Annotated in this window: 19 protein-coding genes; 9 read left to right on the top strand and 10 right to left on the bottom strand. The window is 73.2% G+C overall.

Features of this window, described 5'->3' with window-relative positions:
- The first annotated feature begins 417 nt into the window (after positions 1-417).
- Entirely contained in the window at positions 418-1,218 is an 801-nt protein-coding gene (locus ABZ386_RS36415) for a VOC family protein (RefSeq protein ID WP_351347977.1), read from the top strand.
- Positions 1,219-1,251: 33 nt separating this feature from the next.
- Complete coding sequence (locus ABZ386_RS36410; protein WP_358967869.1) at positions 1,252-1,965, top strand: ribonuclease H; 714 nt, start codon at positions 1,252-1,254, stop codon at positions 1,963-1,965.
- A 26-nt stretch (positions 1,966-1,991) separates the two neighbouring features.
- On the opposite strand, the gene ABZ386_RS36405 is transcribed toward ABZ386_RS36410, so the two are convergent.
- From ABZ386_RS36405 to ABZ386_RS36395, 3 genes are all read right to left on the bottom strand, one after another.
- Positions 1,992-2,939 (bottom strand): IS481 family transposase, encoded by a 948-nt coding sequence (locus ABZ386_RS36405; protein WP_358967866.1) that lies wholly within the window; start codon positions 2,937-2,939, stop codon positions 1,992-1,994.
- 101 nt (positions 2,940-3,040) lie between these two features.
- Positions 3,041-3,862: a tyrosinase family protein gene (locus tag ABZ386_RS36400; RefSeq protein WP_355721416.1), complete on the bottom strand. Its 822-nt coding sequence runs from the start codon at positions 3,860-3,862 to the stop codon at positions 3,041-3,043.
- 32 nt (positions 3,863-3,894) lie between these two features.
- Positions 3,895-4,263 (bottom strand): tyrosinase cofactor, encoded by a 369-nt coding sequence (locus ABZ386_RS36395; RefSeq protein ID WP_351348491.1) that lies wholly within the window; start codon positions 4,261-4,263, stop codon positions 3,895-3,897.
- Between the two features lie 341 nt (positions 4,264-4,604).
- On the opposite strand from ABZ386_RS36395, the gene ABZ386_RS36390 reads away from it, so the two are divergent.
- From ABZ386_RS36390 to ABZ386_RS36380, 3 genes are all read left to right on the top strand, one after another.
- Positions 4,605-5,813: an FAD-dependent monooxygenase gene (locus ABZ386_RS36390; RefSeq protein WP_358967864.1), complete on the top strand. Its 1,209-nt coding sequence runs from the start codon at positions 4,605-4,607 to the stop codon at positions 5,811-5,813.
- A gap of 91 nt (positions 5,814-5,904) precedes the next feature.
- Positions 5,905-7,395, top strand: coding sequence for an MFS transporter (locus ABZ386_RS36385; protein WP_358967861.1), 1,491 nt, complete (start codon positions 5,905-5,907; stop codon positions 7,393-7,395).
- Complete coding sequence (locus ABZ386_RS36380) at positions 7,392-7,976, top strand: TetR family transcriptional regulator (RefSeq protein ID WP_351348482.1); 585 nt, start codon at positions 7,392-7,394, stop codon at positions 7,974-7,976. Before ABZ386_RS36385 ends, ABZ386_RS36380 begins: the two co-directional genes overlap by 4 nt.
- Here the strand turns inward: ABZ386_RS36380 and ABZ386_RS36375 are convergent.
- Positions 7,966-9,693 carry a cholesterol oxidase substrate-binding domain-containing protein gene (locus ABZ386_RS36375; protein WP_358967858.1) on the bottom strand — a complete coding sequence of 576 codons (1,728 nt, stop codon included), beginning with the start codon at positions 9,691-9,693 and terminating at the stop codon, positions 7,966-7,968. The genes ABZ386_RS36380 and ABZ386_RS36375 overlap by 11 nt on opposite strands.
- 139 nt (positions 9,694-9,832) lie before the next feature.
- Here ABZ386_RS36375 and ABZ386_RS36370 point away from each other — a divergent pair, with 139 nt between their 5' ends.
- Positions 9,833-10,816 carry an aldo/keto reductase gene (locus ABZ386_RS36370; RefSeq protein ID WP_356504605.1) on the top strand — a complete coding sequence of 328 codons (984 nt, stop codon included), beginning with the start codon at positions 9,833-9,835 and terminating at the stop codon, positions 10,814-10,816.
- 9 nt (positions 10,817-10,825) lie between these two features.
- On the opposite strand, the gene ABZ386_RS36365 is transcribed toward ABZ386_RS36370, so the two are convergent.
- Entirely contained in the window at positions 10,826-11,170 is a 345-nt protein-coding gene (locus ABZ386_RS36365; RefSeq protein WP_356504603.1) for a hypothetical protein, read from the bottom strand.
- A gap of 152 nt (positions 11,171-11,322) precedes the next feature.
- Here ABZ386_RS36365 and ABZ386_RS36360 point away from each other — a divergent pair, with 152 nt between their 5' ends.
- Positions 11,323-11,820, top strand: coding sequence for a DUF6328 family protein (locus ABZ386_RS36360; RefSeq protein ID WP_114250089.1), 498 nt, complete (start codon positions 11,323-11,325; stop codon positions 11,818-11,820).
- Positions 11,821-11,850: 30 nt separating this feature from the next.
- Here the strand turns inward: ABZ386_RS36360 and ABZ386_RS36355 are convergent, their stop codons facing one another.
- Positions 11,851-12,276 carry an SsgA family sporulation/cell division regulator gene (locus ABZ386_RS36355; protein WP_114250088.1) on the bottom strand — a complete coding sequence of 142 codons (426 nt, stop codon included), beginning with the start codon at positions 12,274-12,276 and terminating at the stop codon, positions 11,851-11,853.
- Positions 12,277-12,338: 62 nt separating this feature from the next.
- On the bottom strand, positions 12,339-13,394 hold the full coding sequence (locus tag ABZ386_RS36350) for a hypothetical protein (RefSeq protein ID WP_356619075.1): 1,056 nt from the start codon (positions 13,392-13,394) through the stop codon (positions 12,339-12,341).
- A 150-nt stretch (positions 13,395-13,544) separates the two neighbouring features.
- On the opposite strand from ABZ386_RS36350, the gene ABZ386_RS36345 reads away from it, so the two are divergent.
- Complete coding sequence (locus ABZ386_RS36345; protein WP_351348466.1) at positions 13,545-14,237, top strand: hypothetical protein; 693 nt, start codon at positions 13,545-13,547, stop codon at positions 14,235-14,237.
- Here the strand turns inward: ABZ386_RS36345 and ABZ386_RS36340 are convergent.
- Positions 14,134-15,105: an LLM class F420-dependent oxidoreductase gene (locus tag ABZ386_RS36340; RefSeq protein WP_358967855.1), complete on the bottom strand. Its 972-nt coding sequence runs from the start codon at positions 15,103-15,105 to the stop codon at positions 14,134-14,136. The two genes, ABZ386_RS36345 and ABZ386_RS36340, sit on opposite strands and share 104 nt — an antisense overlap.
- Before the next feature lie 72 nt (positions 15,106-15,177).
- Between ABZ386_RS36340 and ABZ386_RS36335 the strand changes: the two genes are divergently transcribed.
- Positions 15,178-16,617 (top strand): serine hydrolase, encoded by a 1,440-nt coding sequence (locus ABZ386_RS36335; protein ID WP_356504599.1) that lies wholly within the window; start codon positions 15,178-15,180, stop codon positions 16,615-16,617.
- On the opposite strand, the gene ABZ386_RS36330 is transcribed toward ABZ386_RS36335, so the two are convergent.
- On the bottom strand, positions 16,609-18,264 hold the full coding sequence (locus tag ABZ386_RS36330) for a serine/threonine-protein kinase (RefSeq protein WP_358967852.1): 1,656 nt from the start codon (positions 18,262-18,264) through the stop codon (positions 16,609-16,611). The two genes, ABZ386_RS36335 and ABZ386_RS36330, sit on opposite strands and share 9 nt — an antisense overlap.
- Before the next feature lie 344 nt (positions 18,265-18,608).
- Positions 18,609-19,568: a threonine/serine dehydratase gene (locus tag ABZ386_RS36325; protein ID WP_351348456.1), complete on the bottom strand. Its 960-nt coding sequence runs from the start codon at positions 19,566-19,568 to the stop codon at positions 18,609-18,611.
- Between the last annotated feature and the right edge of the window lie 164 nt (positions 19,569-19,732).

Below are 19,732 nucleotides of genomic sequence, written 5' to 3'. Positions count from 1 at the left end.
CCGAGCAGGGGCGGGCCGAGCGGTCGGCAGGGGTGGATGGAGTGGTCGGTGAAGACGGCGGGACGGCCGGCGGGGCCGGCGGCCTCGTGGCGCCGGTGAGCCGGGCGCGGCACGAGTACCAGCCAAACAGCGGCGGAGGCGGCCGGATAACCGCGTGAAGGGGGCGGCTTCTCGCGTCGGCGGTGGCAAACCCCCGATCGGGGCGGAGGACGAACAGCCGTATGACCCCACGCCGGTCTGCCGCCCCGCGCCGCCGGGCGCACAGGGCGCGCGAACGCCGCCGACACGGTCGTGCACTCGCCGTAGCCACCGCCCGCGCACCGGTCCCGAAGCGGCTCGCGCTCGGCGCGCGGCCCGGCTCACAGGTGACTAGCGTGAGGAAACGGACCATCCACCCGTCCGGAGAGGGACGCAGCCATGGCCGTGCAACCTGAAGGAGCCCCCTGCTGGGCCGACGCGATGTTCAGCGACCTCGAAGGGGCCAAGAGCTTCTACGGCGACGTCCTGGGCTGGACCTTCGCCGAGGCGTCGACGGAACTCGGCAACTACACCGAGGCCTACGCGAACGGCAAGGCGGCCGCCGCCGTCGTCCCGCCCATGCCCGGCCAGGAAGGCATGTCGCAGTGGTGCCTGTACCTCGCGGCCGAGGACGCCGCCGCCACCGCGCGGAAGATCCGCGAGAACGGCGGCGAGGTGCTGATGGAGCCGATGCAGGTGGCGGACTTCGGCACCATGTGCCTGGCCCGCGACCCCGGTGGCGTGCTGTTCGGCGTCTGGCAGGCCGGCACCCACCAGGGGTTCGCCGCGGACATGGGCGAACCGGGGTCGTTCTGCTGGGCGGAGGTCTTCACCCGCGAGCCGCAGAAGTCCGACGCGTTCTTCCCCTCGGTCTTCGGCTACAGCGCCCAGCAGATGCAGGACCACACGATGGACTTCCGGGTCTACAACCTCGGCGAGCGCCCCGCCCTCGGCCGGATGGAGATGACGGACGACTTCCCGCCCGAGGTGCCGCCGTACATCAACGTCTACTTCAGCGTGGCCGACTGCGACGAGGCGGTCTCGAAGGCCACCGGGCTCGGCGCGACGCTGCAGTTCGGGCCGATGGACACGCCCTTCGGGCGGTTCGCGGCGCTGACCGACCCCCAGGGCGCGAACTTCTCGGTGATCGACACCACCAGGACCGAGGGCGAGATGCCGGCCATGACCGACGTCTCCTGAACGGCCGCGACGGGCACCCGGCCCGCCCATGGCATGATCGTGTCCATGGGTGAACGTGTTGTGGCCGCGTGCGACGGGGCTTCGAAGGGAAACCCCGGGCCCGCGGGCTGGGCCTGGGTCGTCGCCGACGCTTCCGAGACGCCGGAGCGGTGGGAGGCGGGGCCCCTCGGCAGGGCCACCAACAACGTCGCCGAACTGACCGCGCTGGAGCGCCTGCTGGCGGCGACCGACCCGGACGTGCCGCTGGAGATCCGCATGGACTCGCAGTACGCGATGAAGGCCGTCACCACCTGGCTGCCCGGCTGGAAGCGCAACGGCTGGAAGACGGCCGCCGGCAAGCCGGTCGCCAACCAGGACCTCGTCGTGCGCATCGACGAACTGCTCGACGGCCGCTCGGTCGAGTTCCGCTACGTCCCCGCCCACCAGGTCGACGGCGACCGGCTCAACGACTTCGCCGACCGCGCCGCCAGCCAGGCCGCGACCGTCCAGGAGCCCGCGGGCAGCGACCTCGGTTCCCCCGAGCCGCCGCCCGCCCCGGACACTCCGGCCAAGGCCCCGCGCTCCCGCCCCCGCGGCGGCGCGGCCCGCACCGCGAAGACCTCCACGGCGAAGGGCTCGTCGCGCACGATCAAGGCGAAGTTCCCCGGCCGCTGCCAGTGCGGCCGCTCCTACGCGGCCGGCGAGCCCATCACCAAGAACGACAGCGGCTGGGGCCACCCCGAGTGCCGCACGGGCGCGACCGTCTGACCTGCCGCTTGCGGCCGCTTCGGGCCCTAGGTGTATTGACCCGCAGGGTTGTTCACGCGGGTGATGGGTGGCTGGCCGCCGATTGCGGTGTGGCAGCGGTGGTGGTTGTAGGTGTGCAGGAAGTTGTCCAGTGCGGCGGTGCGTTCGGTGTTGCTGGTGTAGGGCCGCAGGTAGGCCCATTCGTCGAGCAGGGTGCGGTTGAAGCGTTCGGCCTTGCCGTTGGTCTGCGGCCGGTAGGCGCGGGTGAGCCTGCCGGCCGCGCCGAGGTCGGCGAGCGCGTGCTGCCAGGCGAAGCTCTTGCGGTAGGGCCAGGCGTTGTCGGTCAGGACCCGCTCGATATGGGTGATGCCGCAGGTGGCGAAGAAGGCTGCGGCCCGGCGCAGGAAGTCTGCGCAGGTGGCGGCCTTCTCGTCGCCGTGGATCTCGCTGTAGGCGAGGCGGGAGTGGTCGTCGACGGCGGAGTGGACGTAGTCGAAGCCCATGCTGTTGCGGCCGGCTTGTCGGCCGAGGACTTTGTGGCCGCCGCCGTCAGGGATGCGGCCGGGTTTCTTGACGTCGACGTGGACCAGCTCGCCGGGGCGGGCGCGTTCGTAGCGGCGGATGATCTGGCCGGTGGGCCGGTCCAGGAAGGCCAGTCGGTTCAGGCCGTGGCGGACCAGGATGCGGTGGACGGTCGAGGCGGGCAGGCCCAGGATCGGACCGATGCGGGCCGGGCCGAGCTTGCGGTCCTGCCGAAGACGGCACACGCGGGCCTCGATCGCCCCTGCCGTGCGGTGCGGTGTCGTACGCGGACGGCTGGACCGATCGTGCAGCCCTTGCTCGCCTTCAGCCCGCCAGCGGCGCATCCACTTGTGCGCGGTGACGCGGGAGATGCCCATCTCGGCGGCAACATGGGCGACAGGGCGACCGGTGCGGACACGTTCGACCAGCAGCCGCCTGCCGTGAACGGTCAGCCGGGCATTACGGTGGGACACGAAGGCCTCCGTGCGGTGAAGATTCGACACCTCCACCACACACGGGGGCCTTCGCCATGATCAAGCCCAGCCAGCGTTAACAACGCTCGTGATCAATACACCTAGACGTCGAACGTGTAGTGCGGCGTGTGGTCCAGCAGGTCCGCCGGGGTCATGTCGTGCCACGGCCGCATCGTCTCGCGCAGGTCGATCACGTTCGGCGTGCCCGCGACCGGCAGATAGCCGGAGCCGGGGTGGCGCCGCTGCCAGTCGGCCCACAGTTTGTCTATGTACGCGTGGTGCAGCCAGAACACCGGGTCGTTGGGGGAGACCCCGGTGGCCATCTGCCCGCCGACCCAGACGTGGACGCGGTTGTGCAGATTGACGCCCCGCCACCCTTCGAGGTGGTTGCGGAAACCGTCCGAGCCGCTGTTCCAGGGCGCCATGTCGTACGTCGGCATCGCCAGCACCGAGTCGACCTCGGCCCGCGTCGGCAGCTCGCGGCCCCCGGACCCCAGGGAGCGGCGCAGGAACGTACGGCCGTCGACCCGCACGTTGATCGGCCAGTTCCCGCTCGACGCGGCGAACGGCCCGTCCGTCACCCGGCCGTCCCGCTCGCGCCCGGTCCCCCCGAGGAAGTCGGGCGCCCACAGCGAGGCGCGCGGCGTGCGGTCGACGGTCCAGTCCCAGTACGGCAGGCTCACCGACGCGTCCACCGACTGCAGCGCCCGCTCGAACTCCAGGAGGAATCTTCGGTGCCAGGGCAGGAAGGACGGGGAGCGGTGGCCCGTCCGCTCGCCGTTGTCGGTGTCGGAGACGATGAACGCGTTGTGCGTGGTGACGAACTCGTCGTAGCGGCCGGTGCGCTTCAACTCGATCAGGGCGGCGACGAAACGCCGCTTCTCGTCGGCGGTCAGGGCGGACTGGTTCTTGCGGACAGCCATGTGCGGGTGCTCCAGGTGCGGTGCGGTACGGGTCAGTTGGCGGGGAAGGGCAGCAGGGGCGCGCCCTGCAGCTCGTCCACCGCGGCACGGGCGGCGGCGCGCGGCGTGGCCACCGGGTCGTAGTGGCTGACGACGCTGATCCAGCTGCCGTCGGCGTTGCGCATCACGTGCAGCTCCACGCCGTCGACGAAGACCGCGTAGCCCGCGCCGTGGTGGTGGTGACCGGACCCGGAGGCCGGCCGGCCCTGTATGCGGCGGCCCTTGTAGACCTCGTCGAAGGACGCGGGGGAGTCGTGGTGCCCGGCGGCGGTCGCGGCCGGGGCCAGGGCCGGCACGGTTCCCGCGGCGGTGGCGAGGGCGGCCGCGGCGGTGAGCGCGCGGCGACGGCTGAGTTCCGGCATACGGATCTCCTGGGGTCGTTCGGGTGATGACGCCGTATGCCTATCGGTCTGTCCGGTAACGGGAGAAATCCCCGCGAGCGGGTTGGCTGCGATTCGGGCAATTCCCCTTATGTGGTGCAAGGTTGAACCAAGATGATCTTGCTGCGGCAGTCCGCGCGCGCCGGCCTGGAGGGGGAAATTCCGCCCGGTCCGGGCGCTGTGGCGGATGTTTCTCCCCGGGCGGTCCGCGACTCGTGGTGTGCGTCACGCCGCGGAACTGACGCGAAACGACGGTTCGGTCGATGATGCTTTTGTCCTGCTACTCTGCGTCCGCAATCGACAGCTCTCGGTAATTCTCAGGGGTGTGCGTGAAGGTCGCCTGTGTCGGTGGCGGGCCCGCCGGTCTGTATCTCTCGATCCTGCTCAAGCGGCAGGACCCGTCCCACGACATCACCGTCCACGAACGCGACCCGGAGGGCTCCACCTACGGCTGGGGCGTGACGTACTGGCGCGGACTGCTGGACCAACTCCACGCCCAGGACCCCGAGTCGGCGCGCGCCCTGGACGCCGGCTCCGTCCGGTGGTCCGACGGCGTCGCCCACGTGGGGGACCTGACGGCCCGGCACAGCGGTGACCAGGGCCACGGCATCGGCCGCCACCGTCTCCTGGAGATCCTCGCCGCCCGGGCGCGCGAGCTCGGCGTGCGACTGGAGTACGCGTCCGAGGCCGACCCCGGGGCACTGCCCGACGCCGACCTCGTCGTCGCGGCCGACGGCGTCCACAGCGCCCTGCGCACCCGCCACGCGGCACACTTCGGCACCCGGCTCACGACCGGCCGCAACCCCTACGTCTGGCTCGGCACCACCAAGGTCTTCGACGCCTTCACCTTCGCCTTCGTGGAGACCCGGTACGGCTGGATCTGGTGCTACGGCTACGCCTACGGCCCCGACCGCAGCACCTGCGTCGTCGAATGCGCACCCGCCACCTGGACCGGACTCGGGCTCGACCGCGCCGGCGAGACCGAGGGACGGGCCCTGCTGGAGAGCCTCTTCGCCGACGTCCTGGACGGCCACCCCCTGCTCGGCCGCCCCGGCGGCACCCCTTGGCAGACCTTCCGCACCCTCACGAACCGCACCTGGCACCACGGCAACCTCGTCCTGCTCGGCGACGCCGCCCACACCACGCACTACTCCATCGGCGCCGGCACCACCCTCGCCCTGGAGGACGCGATCGCCTTGGCGGCGGCGCTGCGCGAGCCCGCCGCGCTTCCGCAGGCCCTGGCCCGCTACGAACACGAACGCAAGACGGCCCTCGTCCCCCTGCAGAGCGCGGCACGCTACAGCGCCCAGTGGTACGAGAACCTGCCGCGCTACATCCACCTGCCGCCGGAGCGCATGTTCGCCCTGCTCGGCCAGCGCCACTCACCCCTGCTGCCCCACGTCCCGCCGCAGCTGTACTACCGGCTCGACCGGGCGGCCGGGCAGTTGGAGGCGCTGCGCCGGTTCAAGCGCTGGCTGGGCCCGAAGGTCGCGCGGACCGTGCACGCCCGGGAGCTGACCAGCCGCCTGTAGGCACTCCGCCCTATGGTGAATTGTCATTCACCGGCTAAGGTGAATGACAATTCACCCGCGCCCTCGCGCAGGCGCAGCCCTTGGAGTGCCCATGGACCACACCGCCGCGATACGCAAGCCGCCCGGTGCGAGCACCCTCCGGGACCGGCTCACCGTCCCGGCGCTCGCGTACGGCGGCATCCTCATGGCCGTCATGCAGACCGTGGTCGTGCCCCTGCTGCCCGACCTGCCCCGGCTGACCGGCGCCCCGGCGGGCACGGTCTCGTGGATGGTCACGGCCACGCTGCTCTCCGGCGCCGTCCTCACCCCCGTCCTCGGCCGGGCCGGTGACATGTACGGCAAGCGGCGCGTGCTCATGGCGGCCCTGGCCCTGATGACCCTGGGCTCCGTCCTGTGCGCCCTGACCTCCGACATCGCCCTGCTCATCGCCGCCCGCACCCTGTCCGGAGCCGCCGCCGCGGTCGTCCCGCTGTCCATCAGCATCCTGCGCGACGAGCTGCCCCCCGAGCGCCGGGGATCGGCCGTGGCCCTCATGAGCTCCACCGTCGGCATCGGCGCCGCCCTCGGCCTGCCCCTGGCCGCCGTGATCGTGCAGTACGCCGACTGGCACACCATGTTCTGGGTGACCAGCGCCCTCGGTGCCGCGGGCGTGACGCTCGTGTGGTGGGCGGTGCGGGAGTCGCCGGTGCGGGAGCCGGGCCGGTTCGACGTACCGGGCACGCTGGGCCTGGCCGCCGGGCTGGTGTGCCTGCTGCTCGGCGTGTCACAGGGCGGGCAGTGGGGCTGGGGCAGCCCGCGTGTCACGGGCCTGTTCGCCGCTGCCGCCGTCGTGCTCGCCCTGTGGTCGTGGCAGCAGCTGCGGGCCGAGCAGCCGCTGGTGGACCTGCGGCTGGTGGCCCGGCCCCGGGTCGGGCTGTCCCACGGGGCGGCGCTGCTCGCCGGGTTCGCGTTCTATGCCAACACCCTCGTCACCGCCCAGCTGGTGCAGGCGCCCGAGGCCACCGGGTACGGGCTCGGGCTGTCCATCGTCGCCACCGGCCTGTGCCTGCTGCCCAGCGGCATCGTCATGCTGCTGCTGTCGCCCGTCTCCGCCCGGATCTCCGCCGCACGCGGGCCGCGCGTCACGCTCGCCCTCGGGGCGGCGGTCATCGCCGCCGGGTACGCGGTGCGCATCGCCGACAGCCGCGACCTGTGGATGATCATCGCGGGGGCCACGGTCGTCGCGACCGGCACCACCCTGGCCTATTCGGCGCTGCCCACGCTCATCCTGCGGGCCGTGCCGGCCGGGCAGACCGCCTCCGCGAACGGCGTCAACGTCCTGATGCGGACGATCGGCCAGGCCGGCTCCAGCGCCGCCGTGGCCGCCGTGCTGGTGCACCACACCGGCCTGGTCGGCGGAGTGCCCGTGCCCACGCTGCACGGCTACCAGCTGGCCTTCGCGATGGCCGGCGCGGTCGCCCTCCTGGCCGCCGCGACGGCGCTGTGCATCCCCGGCGACCCGGCGCAGGACCCCGCGGACGGGCCCGGGCCGGTCCGGCACGGCACCCGGGGCGCACGCGACAGGGCGATGGAGGGAGCATGAGTGCCGTGAGCACTCCACCCGTCATGCCCACACCGGCCCGCAGGGACGCCGAGTCGACCAAGGCGGCCATCCTGAAGGCGGCCCGGTACCTGCTGGCCCGGCACGCGCACGCCGACATCACGCTCAAGGCGGTCGCCGACCGCGCCGGTGTCAGCCCGCCGCTGATCCTCAAGTACTTCGGGAACAAGGACACGCTCTTCGCCCGGGTCATGTCCTTCGAGGCCGACGCCGAGGCCCTGCTGGCCGCGCCGCTGGAGGACCTCGGCCGGCACATGGTCCGGCACGTGCTGGTCAGCCAGTCCGAGCAGGGCGCCGACCCGCTGCTGCGGATCGTGTTCGCGCCCCTGCACGGCGAGCAGGGCGACATCCTGCGCGCCAACTTCCGCACCCAGGTGACCGACCGCCTCACCGCCCGACTCACCGGCCCCGACGCGGGCCTGCGCGCCGAACTGGCCGTCGCCGCCCTGCTGGGCCTGGGCGTGATGTACGGCATCGCCCGCGGCCCGGAGTTGCGGGCGAGCACGGTCGAGAACCTGGTGGACCGCTACGCGCCCGCCCTCCAGGCGCACCTCACCCCCTAGCGAACAGCCGGTCCAGGAAGGCGTTGCCGTACACGCGGTGCGGGTCGAGACGGTCCAGCACCGCGTCCGCCTCGGCCCACTCGGCCGCCCCGACCGCCGCCGGCACCACCGAGCCCAGCACCTCCCTGTCGCTCCACACCGCGTCGTCCGTGTAGGCCCACCCCTTGGACCACTCGACCCGGGTCAGGGCGGAACCGCCGTCGAAGGTGCGCAGCAGGAACCGCTCCAGCTCGCGCAGGAACACCTCCGCGTCCGGCGTGCCCGGCAGGGTCAGGACGTCCAGCCACACGGCCGTGTCCCACTCGGGGCGGTCCGCGCGCGGCCGGAGCGCGGACAACAGCGGCGGGCGGGCCCCGGGCGTCCCGACGTCGCCCGGGTCGTCCAGGCCGGTCACCCGGATCTCCACCGAGCCGTTGACCGGGAAGCTGCCCCGGGCGGCGTACGCCGTGAGCCGCTCCCGGTAGAACGCCGCGAACTCGGCGACGACCCGCTGCACCCCGTCCCGCGAGGTGAGGACCGCGTAACCGTTGGCATGGACCTTCAGGGTGCTCGGCTTCAGGTACAGCAGCGTGTTCTTGGACGGCCCCCACAGGTCGGCCGACAGCGTCGCCACCAGCCCGAGCGCCGCCGCGTCGTACTGCGCGTTGCCGAGCACCGGCGCGAGGTACCAGGCCGCCTCCGACGTCATCCGGCCCACCAGCTCCGCCACCGGGGCCGGGATGTTGTCGGAGAAGGGGTAGTTGTACGGCCGCGTCACCGTCCGCGAGGTCAGCGGGCGGGTGGGGGAGACGCTCCACACCTTCAGCCAGGGGTGCTCGGTGAAGGCGAACCAGATCGCCTCGACCCGGCCGGCCTCGTCCAGGAAGCTCGCGAACGTCCGCCCGCCGGAATCGGGCGCGGCGAACAGCTCGCCGGCCGGGATGTCCGTACGGCTCACGCACCGCAGCCGGGTGTTGTCCCCCACCCGCAGCACCACCTCGGTCACCAGCGACCGCCCCAGGTGGGTCAGGAGCGCGGCGCCGTCCGCCTCGTCGCGGTGGAAGGTGCGCAGTACGTACGCGCCGGCCCGGGAGTCCCACACGACCGCCGTCAGAGACAGCACCAGATTGCTGAGCGAGCCGTACGTGTGCCCGGGGAGCCGTCGCTCGCCCCGCGCGGGGACGGCGGTGCCGTGCCCGTCCACGGCCAGGACCCCGCCGAGGGTGAGGACCCCGGGTGCCGGCGCGGCCGTGACGCCCAGGCCGTGCTCCTCCAGGTATGCGAGCAGGGCCTCCATGGTCACGCCCGTCCCGGCGCGCACGGCGGTGGGGGAGTCCAGGGCGAGGCCGGTGAGGTGGGGCGCGGTGTCGACGAGGAGGACGGGCGCACCGGACGCCGTCCCCTCCGTCACCGTCAGGGGCGACCAGCCGTGCGCGGCGCCCCGCGCCCGCACCCGCCACCCCTGCCGCCACGCCCAGTTGACGACGGCGACCACCTGCTCCGGGCCGTCCGGCGCGCACGCCCACAGGCCGTCGGCGGTGATCTCGCCGACCCAGTTCCGGTACGCCGAGCGGTACAGCGCGACGTCCGCCGGGAAGTCCGGCAGCTCCGCGGCGGCCACCGCCGGATCCGCCGGCAGACCCGGCACGACGGCCAGCGCGGCCGCCGTGCGGAGGAAGCCCCGGCGCGTCCAGGGCGAGGCGCCCGAAGGGAAGTTGCTCTCTGCACCCGTTGTCACGTGCAGTCACGCTAGAGGTCCGTTGACACGTGGCATGTCCCCGCCCCCGCTATTCACTCGTGCGAGTGAATTCGGCGGGGTCGGCGGACCGGACCAGTACCTTCCACGCGGGACCCTGACGGATGACAGACTGACGCCCATGGACGAGCGCACATTCGACAGGTCGGGCCAGCACGCTTCCGTCGTCGGTCTCGGTACGTGGCAGCTGGGTGCCGACTGGGGAGACGTCGACGACAAGGAAGCCCTCGCGGTCCTGGAGGCGGCGGCCGAGGCCGGAGTGACCTTCTTCGACACCGCCGACGTCTACGGCGACGGCCGCAGCGAGCAGACCATCGCCGCCTTCCTCGGCGGTCGGCCGGACCTGCACGTCCTGGTCGCCACGAAGATGGGCCGCCGGGTCGAGCAGATCCCCGAGAACTACGTGCTCGACAACTTCCGCGCCTGGAACGACCGCTCCCGGCGCAACCTCGGCGTCGACCGCATCGACCTGGTGCAGCTGCACTGCCCGCCGACGCCCGTCTACTCCACGGACGAGGTGTTCGACGCCCTCGACACCCTGGTCGAGGAGGAGCGGATCGCCGCGTACGGCGTCAGCGTCGAGACCTGCGCCGAGGCGCTGACCGCGATCGCCCGGCCGGGCGTGGCGAGCGTGCAGATCATCCTCAACCCGTTCCGCATGAAGCCCCTGCGCGAGGTGCTCCCGGCCGCCCGTGAGGCCGGCGTGGGCATCATCGCCCGCGTCCCGCTGGCCTCCGGCCTGCTGTCGGGCAAGTACACGCGGGACACGGTCTTCCCCGAGAACGACCACCGCACCTACAACCGGCACGGCGAGTCCTTCGACGTGGGCGAGACCTTCTCCGGCGTCGACTACGCCACCGGCGTCGAGGCGGCCGCCGAGTTCGCCGCGCTCGCCCCCGAGGGATACACCCCGGCCCAGCTCGCGCTGCGCTGGATCATCGAGCAGCCCGGCGTGACGACCGTGATCCCGGGGGCCCGCTCGCCCGAGCAGGCCCGCGCCAACGCGGCCGCCGCCCGGCTGCCGGAGCTGCCCGGCGAGACGCTCACGGCCATCCGCGACCTGTACGAGCGGCGGATCCGGGAGCAGGTGGAGAACCGCTGGTAAGGCTCGCCCTCACGGCACCAGGAGCAGCTGCCTCTCCTGCTCCTGGTCGCCGGAGGCGGCACCGTCGTCGCGTGCCGTGAAGGCCCGGGAGAGCGTGTCGCTCGCCCGTCGCACCGCCTCCGGAGTGCCCTGCACCGTGACCGTCACCGGCGCGGACAGCCGCCCGGCGCCCTCCCCGGTGCCTCCGCCGGCACCGGCCTGCGCGCCGTCGAAGGTCGCCATGTGCACCGTCGCGTTCTCGTCGGCGGGAAGCTCGTCCGGCGCCCCGAACGTCCCTTCCAGGGCCCGGACGACCGCTCGCGCGTCGTCGGCGCCTCCGCCGCTGAGCGTCACGGTGAGCTGCGTACCGGACATGCGTCCACGACCTCCTCGGTCTCTGCGTCATTCGCGCCGTCCGTGTAACCGCCGCCTGATCGCTCAAACCGCGCGCGGGCCGGGAGTACGGCCCTTTCCGGGGAACCCGCTCAGGAGTAAGGACGCGCGAGTTCTCACACCGGGAGGACGCAGTGACCGACACGGCAGAGGGCGGGGCCAGGCGCCGGGGGCGCAACGAGACCGAGGAGGAGAGAGCGGACCGGATGTGGCAGGAGCTCATCCAGGAGGTCCGCGTGGCGCAGATGGGCGTGCAGATCCTGTTCGGCTTTCTGCTCACCGTGGTGTTCACCGAGAAGTACGACGACCTGACCGACACGGACCAGATGATCTACCTGGTGACGGTAGTGCTCGGCGCGTGCGCGACCGGGGCGCTGATCGGGCCGGTGTCCCTGCACCGCCTCGTCTCCGGGCGGCGCGTCAAACCCCAGGCGGTGCAGCTGGCGTCCCGGCTGACCCTGCTCGGCCTCGTGCTGCTGCTGGCCACCACGACCGCCTCACTGCTGCTGATCCTGCGCGTGGCCACCCACGACGGCTTCGTGCCCTACCTGGTGGCCGGCGTGGTCGGCTGGTACCTGCTGTGCTGGTTCGCCCTGCCCCTGTGGACCCGGCACCGCCACACCTCCAGGTGACCGGCGGAGCCCGCCCCCGGTCGCCGCGGTTCAGCCCCCGGCGATGACGTCCGCGAGGAAGTCGTCGACGCGGACCTCCTCGCGGCCCGGCGGGACCATCTCGTGGGTCTCCCGCAGGAACGCCGCGAACGCCGGGGCCCAGGCGAACACCACCGCGTGGTGGCGGCCCCCGTCGGGGCGGGCATCGCCCAGGAACTCCATGCGCAGCTCCTGCCACACGCCCCGCGACTCGGGACGCATCCGCACGTCCCCGACCCCGACCGGACGCCGCAGACCGTCGGCGAGCATCTCCCGGTCCAGCTGCCACCGGGCGAGGACGCGGCCGTCGTGGCTGAAGACGACGGTGACGGCGAACGGGTCGGCGGCGTCGTAGCTCAGGTGGGCGAGCACGGAGAAGCGGTCCGTGTCACCCGCCTGGAGCTGCACCACCAGGGTCTTGTGCACGAAGGAGTTCACGAGAGGGCCTCCGGGAAGAACCGACGTAGAGCCCTCTAGTACCCCCCACACGCACAAGATGCTCAGCCCTCCGGGTGATTCCCGCGGGCTCCGCGCAGCGACTCGATGCACACGGCCACGGCCCGCTGGAGCTCCTCCAACTGCGTGACCATGTCGTCCTCGAAGAACTCCGGGACGTCGTCGAAGGTCAGCTCCTCGAACACCTTGGTCGCCTTCTGCAGGCTGCTGTAGAACTTCGTGCGCCGCTCCTGCACGCGCAGCCCCGGGTCGGCTTCCACGGCCTCCACGACCAGGGACTTCATGGTGTCGTACGCCTCGGCGGCCCACTCGCCGGCGTCCTCGCCCTCGTCCAGCTCGTCGAGGAGGGACAGGTGCCGCTCGGCCTCCTGGCGCAGGTCGGCGGGCGCCTCGACGGTCTGCCCGGCAGGCGTCCTGATCTGCCCCGACTCGGCGATCTGGCGCACGTAGCCGATGCGGTCGGCGGCCCTGCTCTCGCCGGCGACGGCCTTCTTCAGTTCGTCGGTGCGCACGACGTCGCGGGCCAGCTCCGACTGGAGGCCGGGGTCCTCGCGGACCCGGTCCAGCAGGGCCTGGCGGGCCGCGCGGGCGGTGGAGGGGTCGGCGAGGATCGCGGCCCGCAGGGCGGTGGGGTTCTCCGCGACCTCCAGCGCCTTGGTGGGCCGGATGCCCTCCGCCTCGGCGGCCTCGGCGATGGCGGTGCCGCGCTCCGACGCGGCGCTGTTGCGGGAGACGTAGTAGCTCAGCCACACGTCGGCGTCCGGCAGTTCGACCTCCTGACCCGGTGTCAGGGCCTCGAAGTGCGGGACCAGGCCGTCGTCGGCCGCCCGGTCCCACGCCTTGTAGTAGCGCATGACCCGCTCCGGGGAGCAGCCGGCGAGCTCCGCGAACTCCTTCGCGGACACCTTCGGCGTCTCGTCGGCGCCCTGCCCGCCGGGCCGCACGCTGCGCGCCACCTTCAGCCCGAAGGCCCACCCTCCGGTCCGGGCGTACGCCCCGAACTCCCGCGCGTCCCGCGCGACGAGGTCGGACACGGGCTCCGTGGACGCGGGATCCGGGGACACGGCGGACGTCTCGGGCGGGGTGAGGGCTACGGTCACGGACGACTCTCCTGGGGGGCTGATCGGAACTGCGCGAAGTGCGCACGGCAGCCTACCGGGCCCCGCTGACCTCGCCGTTCACCGCCGGTGGGGGTGCCGCCGTGTTTAATCCGTTCCCCCGCGCGGCTCGCCTGCGCGAGGATGCCTGGCATGGTGCGACCCGAGATCGGCGCCGTGCCGCGCCGCTGCGCGGAGTGCGGCGGGTACCAATACGGCGGTGCCCCCGGCTGCGATGCGTGCCGCGCACTCGTCGACGGCATCGTGGAGGAGGCGTGGGCCGCCTTCCTGCGACGGTGGGACGTCACCGACGCGGAGCAGGAGACGGCGCTGGCCGAGATGGTCGCGGCCGAACCCGACCGGCACGACTGGCGGGTGGTGGACGCCGCCCTCGACCGCCTCACGTGCCCCGGCTGCGGCGACCGGCTCGCCCGCGGCCCGGCCGGCTGCCCGCCCTGCGACCAGGCGCACGGTTTCCGCTACGCCGCGATCGAGACGGACCGGCCGGGCGTCCCGCCGGGCAACGAGCACGCGGTCCGCGTGAACGTCTCGGTGGTGCGCCGGCCGCAGGTCACCTCCGAGAGCGAACTGCTCGTCCGGCGCCTGCTGCTGCCCCTCCTCCTGGCCGGGGCACTGCCCAGCACCGAGGAGGCGCAGCGGGTCAGCGCTCTCGTGAAGAAGAGCCCCCCGGGCCGGAGGGCTCAGCTGGTCGGGCAGGTCGTCGAGGCGCTGGCGGAGGACCTCAGCCGAACGCGTCGCGCAGGGCGGGCAGCAGGGTCTTCTCCGACCAGTCCAGATACGCCGGCTGGGACTCGCCGCCGATCTGGACCAGGGCGATCTCGGTGAACCCGGCCTCGGCGTAGGGGCGTACGGCCTCCACGAACGCGTCCGGATCGTCGCCGCAGGGGATGGAGTCGGCGACGTCGTCCTGCGTGACGAACTGGGTCGCCGCCTCGAAGGAGTCCGGGTGCGGCAGCTCCGAGTTGACCTTCCAGCCGCTGCCGAACCAGCGGAACTGGGAGTGCGCCCGCTTGATGGCCGTGTCCCGGTCGGGGTCGTAGCACACGGGCAGCTGGCCCACACGGGGCTTGCCCGCGCCGCCGTGCCGGTCGAACGCCTCCAGCAGGCCCGCCTTGGGCTCGGTCGCGATCACCAGATCGCCGAGCCGGCCCGCGAGTTCGCAGGACCGCTCGCCGGAGACGGCGATGCCGATGGGCGGGGTCTCCTCCGGCAGGTCCCACAACCGGGCCGACTCCACGTCGAAGTGCGTGCCGCGGTGGTTGACGTGACCGCCCTTGAAGAGGGCGCGGATGATCTCCACGGCCTCCTCGAACATCTCGTGCCGGACATCGACGGACGGCCAGCCGCCGCCCACCACGTGCTCGTTGAGGTTCTCGCCCGAGCCCAGCCCCAGCCGGAACCGGCCCTCGGACAGCAACTGCACCGTCGCCGCCTTCTGCGCCACCACCGCCGGGTGGTAGCGGAACGTCGGACACGTCACGTACGTCATCAGCGGGATACGCGACGTGGCCTGGGCGGCCGCGCCGAGCACCGCCCAGGCGTACGGCGAATGGCCCTGCGAGCGCAGCCACGGGAAGTAGTGGTCGGAGGTCACCGAGAAGTCGAAGCCCGCCTCCTCGGCCCGCACCACGTGGTCGACGAGTTCGCGGGGGCCGGCCTGCTCGGTCATCATCGTGTATCCGATTTGCACCATAACCGCCGAGTCCCCTGACATCGGGCGGGAAAACGGCTCGATCAAGGTCCGCCGGCGAGGCAGGATGCGGGCATGACCGTGCTCTCACCCTCCGACCCCGCCGCCCAGGGCGTCGACGCGTCCGGCGTCCTCGCCTTCCTCGACGCCCTCGAAGCCGCCCCCGGGATCGAGCCGCACAGCCTGATGATCGTGCGGCACGGCCGGCTGGTCGCCTCCGGCTGGTGGGCGCCGTACACCCCCGGCCGCCCCCAGCTGCTGTACTCGCTCAGCAAGAGCTTCACCGGCACCGCCGCCGCGCTGGCCGAGGCCGAGGGACTGCTCGACTTCGACGCGCCGGTGCTCTCGTACTTCCCGGAGTTCGAGGCCGACATCACCGACCCGCGCAGCCGGGCCATGCTCGTGCGGCACGTGGCGTCCATGGCGAGCGGCCACGAGCGGGAGACCGTCGAGGAGGCCTACGCGCGCGACCCCGCGGAGCCCGTCCGCGGGTTCCTGCTGCTGCCGCCCGACCGTGACCCGGGCACTGTCTTCGCCTACAACCAGCCCACCACGTACACCCTCGCCGCGATCGTGCAGCGCGTGACCGGCCTGCCGCTCAGCGAATACCTGCGGCCCCGGCTGCTGGACCCGCTCGGCATCGGGAAGGTGGTCTGGCGGCACGACCATACCGGCCGCGAGCTCGGCTTCAGCGGCCTGTACGCCCCGACCGACGCCGTCGCCCGCCTCGGCCAGCTGTACCTGTCCGACGGGGTCTGGGAGGGCGAGCGGCTGCTGCCGCAGGGGTGGGCGGCCCGCGCCTCACGCCCGCACATACCGACCGCCGGTGCCATGGGAGACGGGGGATGGGACGACTGGAACCAGGGCTACGGCCACCAGTTCTGGATCTCCCGGCACGGCTACCGGGGCGACGGCGCGTACGGCCAGTTCTGCCTGGTGCTGCCCGAGCAGGACGCGGTGATCGCGGCGACCGCCGAGACGACCGAGCGCATGCAGGAGTACCTGAACCTCGTCTGGAAGCACCTGCTGCCCGCCTTCGGGCCCGAGCCGCTGCCCGGCCGGGAGGCCGCCGACGCCGAGCTGCGGGAGCGCCTCGACCGGCTCGCGCTGCCGCCCGCCCCGGGCAGGCCCGCACCGCCGGAGCGGGCCGAGGAGTGGGCCGCCGCCGAGTTCACGCCTTCCGGCGGGCCCGGCCCGGTGCGGGCGGCCGGGCTCGCACCGGACGCGGACGGCTGGACGCTGACGCTCACCGAGGAAGGACGCGAGGGCCGGCTGGACCTGCGGCTCGGCGGCGCGCCGGGCTGGACGGTGGCCGAGGAGCCCCTGCCGACCGCCGTCAGCGGCGGCTGGACCGACGCCGGCACGCTCGCCGTGGAGGTGGCGTTCCTGGAGACCCCGCACCGGCTGGCGCTGACCTGCTCGCTCGCGGACCGGACGCTCACGGCGCACTGGCGCACCCAGCCGCTCCACGGCCGCGGGTTCACCGACCAGCGAGTGCCGCGCGGCTCAGTCTGAGCCCGGCCGGAACGTCTTCAGGAACGTGCCCAGCGCCGCCTGGTTCACCGCGTCCTCCCAGTCGGCGTCCGGGGTGGTCCAGCGCAGCGAGAAGCTCCGGCCCCCGCCCAGCAGGAAGCCCCGGCCGAAGGTGTGCACGCGGGTGCCGTCGGCCCGCGCCGTCCACTCCATGTCGGCGGCCTCGCGGCCCTGGTACGTCGTCGCGCGGATCTCGCCGATCCGCTCGTAGCCGCCGGACCGCTTCAGGTGCGGTTCGACGTCGTCCCGCCACACGGCGACGGGGTCCGGGCCCACCCGTTCGCTGTAGGTGACGGCCAGGGTGCGGTGGTCGCCGTCGGCACCGAAGACGATCCGGTACGCCAGGTCGCCCTGGCGGTCGGTGTCCAGCCGCTTCCAGCCCTCGGGGAGCGCCACGGAGAAGCCCTCCGGCGCGTGATAGCGCTGGAAGCCGGGCGGCAGGGCCGTGGCCGGGGCGGACGGCGTCGCGGTGGGGGACGGAGTGGTGCTCGTGACGGAAGGGGAGGGGGAGGGGGGCCCTGTCGGGCTGGGGGACGCCGACGGCTCGGGGCTGTCGCCGTCGCCACCGGTGCTCTCGCCCGGCGACGCGGCGGAGGCCGGCGGCCGGGCCGGGGACTCGGCCGCGTCGCTGCCCGAGTCGCCGCCGGGCAGCCCCTGGGTCGCGGCGAGCACGGCGACCGCGACGGTGACGACGGCCAGGGCGGTCCCGGCCACCATGGTCCGTCTGCTCCAGGCCGGGCTTCCCGGCCGCCCGGCGGCGTACGCGCCGCGCAGCCGCGGGGCGGGCACCGAGCCCAGGCCCGCTTCGGGTTCCTCGCTGAGCGCGCGGGTCAGCGCCTCCCGGACCACCGGGCGGGTGAGCCGCTCCCGCGAGTCCTTGCGGAGCAGCCCCTGCACGACCTGCGCCAGCGGCCCGGCGCGCATCGGCGTGCGCAGCGGCAGCCGGTCCACGCCCTTCAGGGTGTTCTCCGGGCGCCCCCGGTCACGGAAGGGCGGGCGCCCTTCGACCGTCGTGTAGAGGATCGCGCCCAGCGCCCACAGGTCGGCCGCGGGTCCGATGCGCTGGTCGCGGGCCTGTTCCGGGGAGGCGTACGCGGGGGCCGTCAGGCGTGGTGCGAGGGTCGCGCCGGCCAGGCCGAAGCCGGTGACGACGATGGAGTGGTCCTCGCGCACGAACACCTGGCCGGGACTGAGCTCGCCGTGCGTGATGCCCTCGGCGTGCGCCGCGTCCAGCACGTCGAGCAGCTCCAGCCCGACGCGCGCGGCCCGCACGTAGTTGAACGTGCCCTGCTCCGAGAGGAGTTCGCCGAGCGGCGTGCCGTCGATCCACTCGTTGACGGTCCACAGGGTGCCCGCCTCCTCGACGGCGTCCACGACGGTGGCGATGCGGCCGGGGCACAGCAGCGCCATGGACTCGGACGTGCGCAGCAGGCGGGCGGCGGTCCGGCGCTCGGTCTCGACCGGGTCGTTCGGGAGCCCGATCTGGGTGACGAGACACGGGCGCGAGATGTCGCCGGCGCCGATGTCCTCGGCGTACCAGCAGATGCGGTTGGTCTCGCGCTGGATGATCTCGAGCAGCCGGTACCGCCCGGCGACCAACTGGTGTGTGGAGACGTGCGCCCTGCCCATGGCCATCCCTCGCTGGAAACCTGGCTCTCACCTTTTCCAGAGGTACGGGGGGCGGGGCCGCCCGCGTTCAATCGGATCGCAACTCAGCGGTCAATCTTGTCTTTTATTCAAACGATGGGAGCAAGTGTGCGAGGAAAAACGGTCTTTCGCGGGTTCGGGGGCGGCTCACCTCGGCCACCCGGGCCGTCAGGGGCGAGGAGAATTCGGCCGCCGCGAGCCCCTGGAATCTTAAATCCGCGGCCGGCCAGGTGGTAACCGGCGGTAAATGTGAAGGTGTCCGACCGCTGAACTCGCCAGCCCTCCGGAGAATTTCCGGCGACGGTTTCCGGAGGGCGGCCGGATCCTCAGCGCAGACCGAACCGGTGCGACCAGGCGATCATGTCGCCGGTGGTGACGTTGCCCCCGCACACCACCAGCCCGAGCCGGGCCCCGTCACCGACCCGCTCCAGGACCCGCCGGGCGGCGGGCAGCAGACACCCGGCGGCCGGTTCGGCCCACACCTTGGCGTGGTCGGCCAGATCCAGCGACCCCTGCACGGCCTCCCGGTCCGGGACCACGAGCACCTCGGTGACCAGGGCGGAGACATGGTCGTACGTCAGGTGCGACACCTCCGGGGCGCTGAGCGTGGAGACGATCGACGACAGGGCGACCGGCCGCGGGCCGCCCGCCGCCAGCGCCTCGGACATGGCCTGCGCGCCCTCGGTCTCCACGCCCCACACCCGCACCCCCGGCCGGCGCGCCCGCAGCGCGGTGGCGACACCGGAGATCAGGGCGCCGCCCCCGATGCTGACGAGCACGTCGGTGAGGTCCCCGGCGTCCTCGGCGAACTCCAGCCCGACCGTGCCCTGCCCGGCGATCACCACCGGGTCGTCGAAGGGATGGACCAGGGTCAGCCCTTCCCGCTGCAGCCGCGTCATCAGCGCGAAGGCCCCGGCCATGTCGTCGGTCAGCCGCACCGAGGCCCCGGACGACTCCGCGATCTCCACGGCCCGGGCGGGCGCCGACCGGGGCATCACCACCGTCGCCCGCACGCCGAGGGCGGCGGCCATGACCGCGAGGGCGATCCCGTGGTTGCCGCCGCTGACCGCCACGACGCCGGCGGCCCGCTCGGCCTCGCCCAGCGACAGCAGCTTCGCCGCCGCCCCGCGCGCCTTGAACGAGCCGGTGCGCTGCAGCACTTCCAGCTTCGCGGTGGCCGGGACACCGAGCAGCGCCGACAGCCCCGGGCTGTCCACGGTCGGGGTGCGCACGACGTGCGCGGCGATCCGCTCCGCCGCGGCTTCGATCTCCGAGATGCCGATCACGGCAGCAGTCCTTCCGGCGCGGGTCGCGGAACGCGCCGTGACGCACCCTCACCCGCGGAGGGGCCCCGGGTCAACGCACCCGGTCCGGGCGGCGGCGGGCCCGCGCCCCGGCCTCAGGCGTCGCGCAGCGCGAGATGGGCCGGCAGGGACCGCCAGGTCGCCGG

Origin of the sequence: Streptomyces sp. NPDC006140, from assembly GCF_040628815.1 — a bacterium.
GTDB lineage: Bacteria > Actinomycetota > Actinomycetes > Streptomycetales > Streptomycetaceae > Streptomyces.
The sequence above is the reverse complement of the archived record's forward strand: the minus strand, read 5'-3'. Positions and strand labels throughout refer to the sequence as shown.

Coding starts and splice junctions, on each gene's coding strand:
- ABZ386_RS36330 (WP_358967852.1), bottom strand. CDS start 18,264: ATGGGCAGGGCGCACGTCTCCACACACCAGTTGGTCGCCGGGCGGTAC.
- ABZ386_RS36365 (WP_356504603.1), bottom strand. CDS start 11,170: ATGTCCGGTACGCAGCTCACCGTGACGCTCAGCGGCGGAGGCGCCGAC.
- ABZ386_RS36340 (WP_358967855.1), bottom strand. CDS start 15,105: ATGGTGCAAATCGGATACACGATGATGACCGAGCAGGCCGGCCCCCGC.
- ABZ386_RS36410 (WP_358967869.1), top strand. CDS start 1,252: ATGATCGTGTCCATGGGTGAACGTGTTGTGGCCGCGTGCGACGGGGCT.
- ABZ386_RS36380 (WP_351348482.1), top strand. CDS start 7,392: ATGAGTGCCGTGAGCACTCCACCCGTCATGCCCACACCGGCCCGCAGG.
- ABZ386_RS36385 (WP_358967861.1), top strand. CDS start 5,905: ATGGACCACACCGCCGCGATACGCAAGCCGCCCGGTGCGAGCACCCTC.
- ABZ386_RS36345 (WP_351348466.1), top strand. CDS start 13,545: ATGGTGCGACCCGAGATCGGCGCCGTGCCGCGCCGCTGCGCGGAGTGC.
- ABZ386_RS36395 (WP_351348491.1), bottom strand. CDS start 4,263: ATGCCGGAACTCAGCCGTCGCCGCGCGCTCACCGCCGCGGCCGCCCTC.
- ABZ386_RS36400 (WP_355721416.1), bottom strand. CDS start 3,862: ATGGCTGTCCGCAAGAACCAGTCCGCCCTGACCGCCGACGAGAAGCGG.
- ABZ386_RS36415 (WP_351347977.1), top strand. CDS start 418: ATGGCCGTGCAACCTGAAGGAGCCCCCTGCTGGGCCGACGCGATGTTC.
- ABZ386_RS36370 (WP_356504605.1), top strand. CDS start 9,833: ATGGACGAGCGCACATTCGACAGGTCGGGCCAGCACGCTTCCGTCGTC.
- ABZ386_RS36335 (WP_356504599.1), top strand. CDS start 15,178: ATGACCGTGCTCTCACCCTCCGACCCCGCCGCCCAGGGCGTCGACGCG.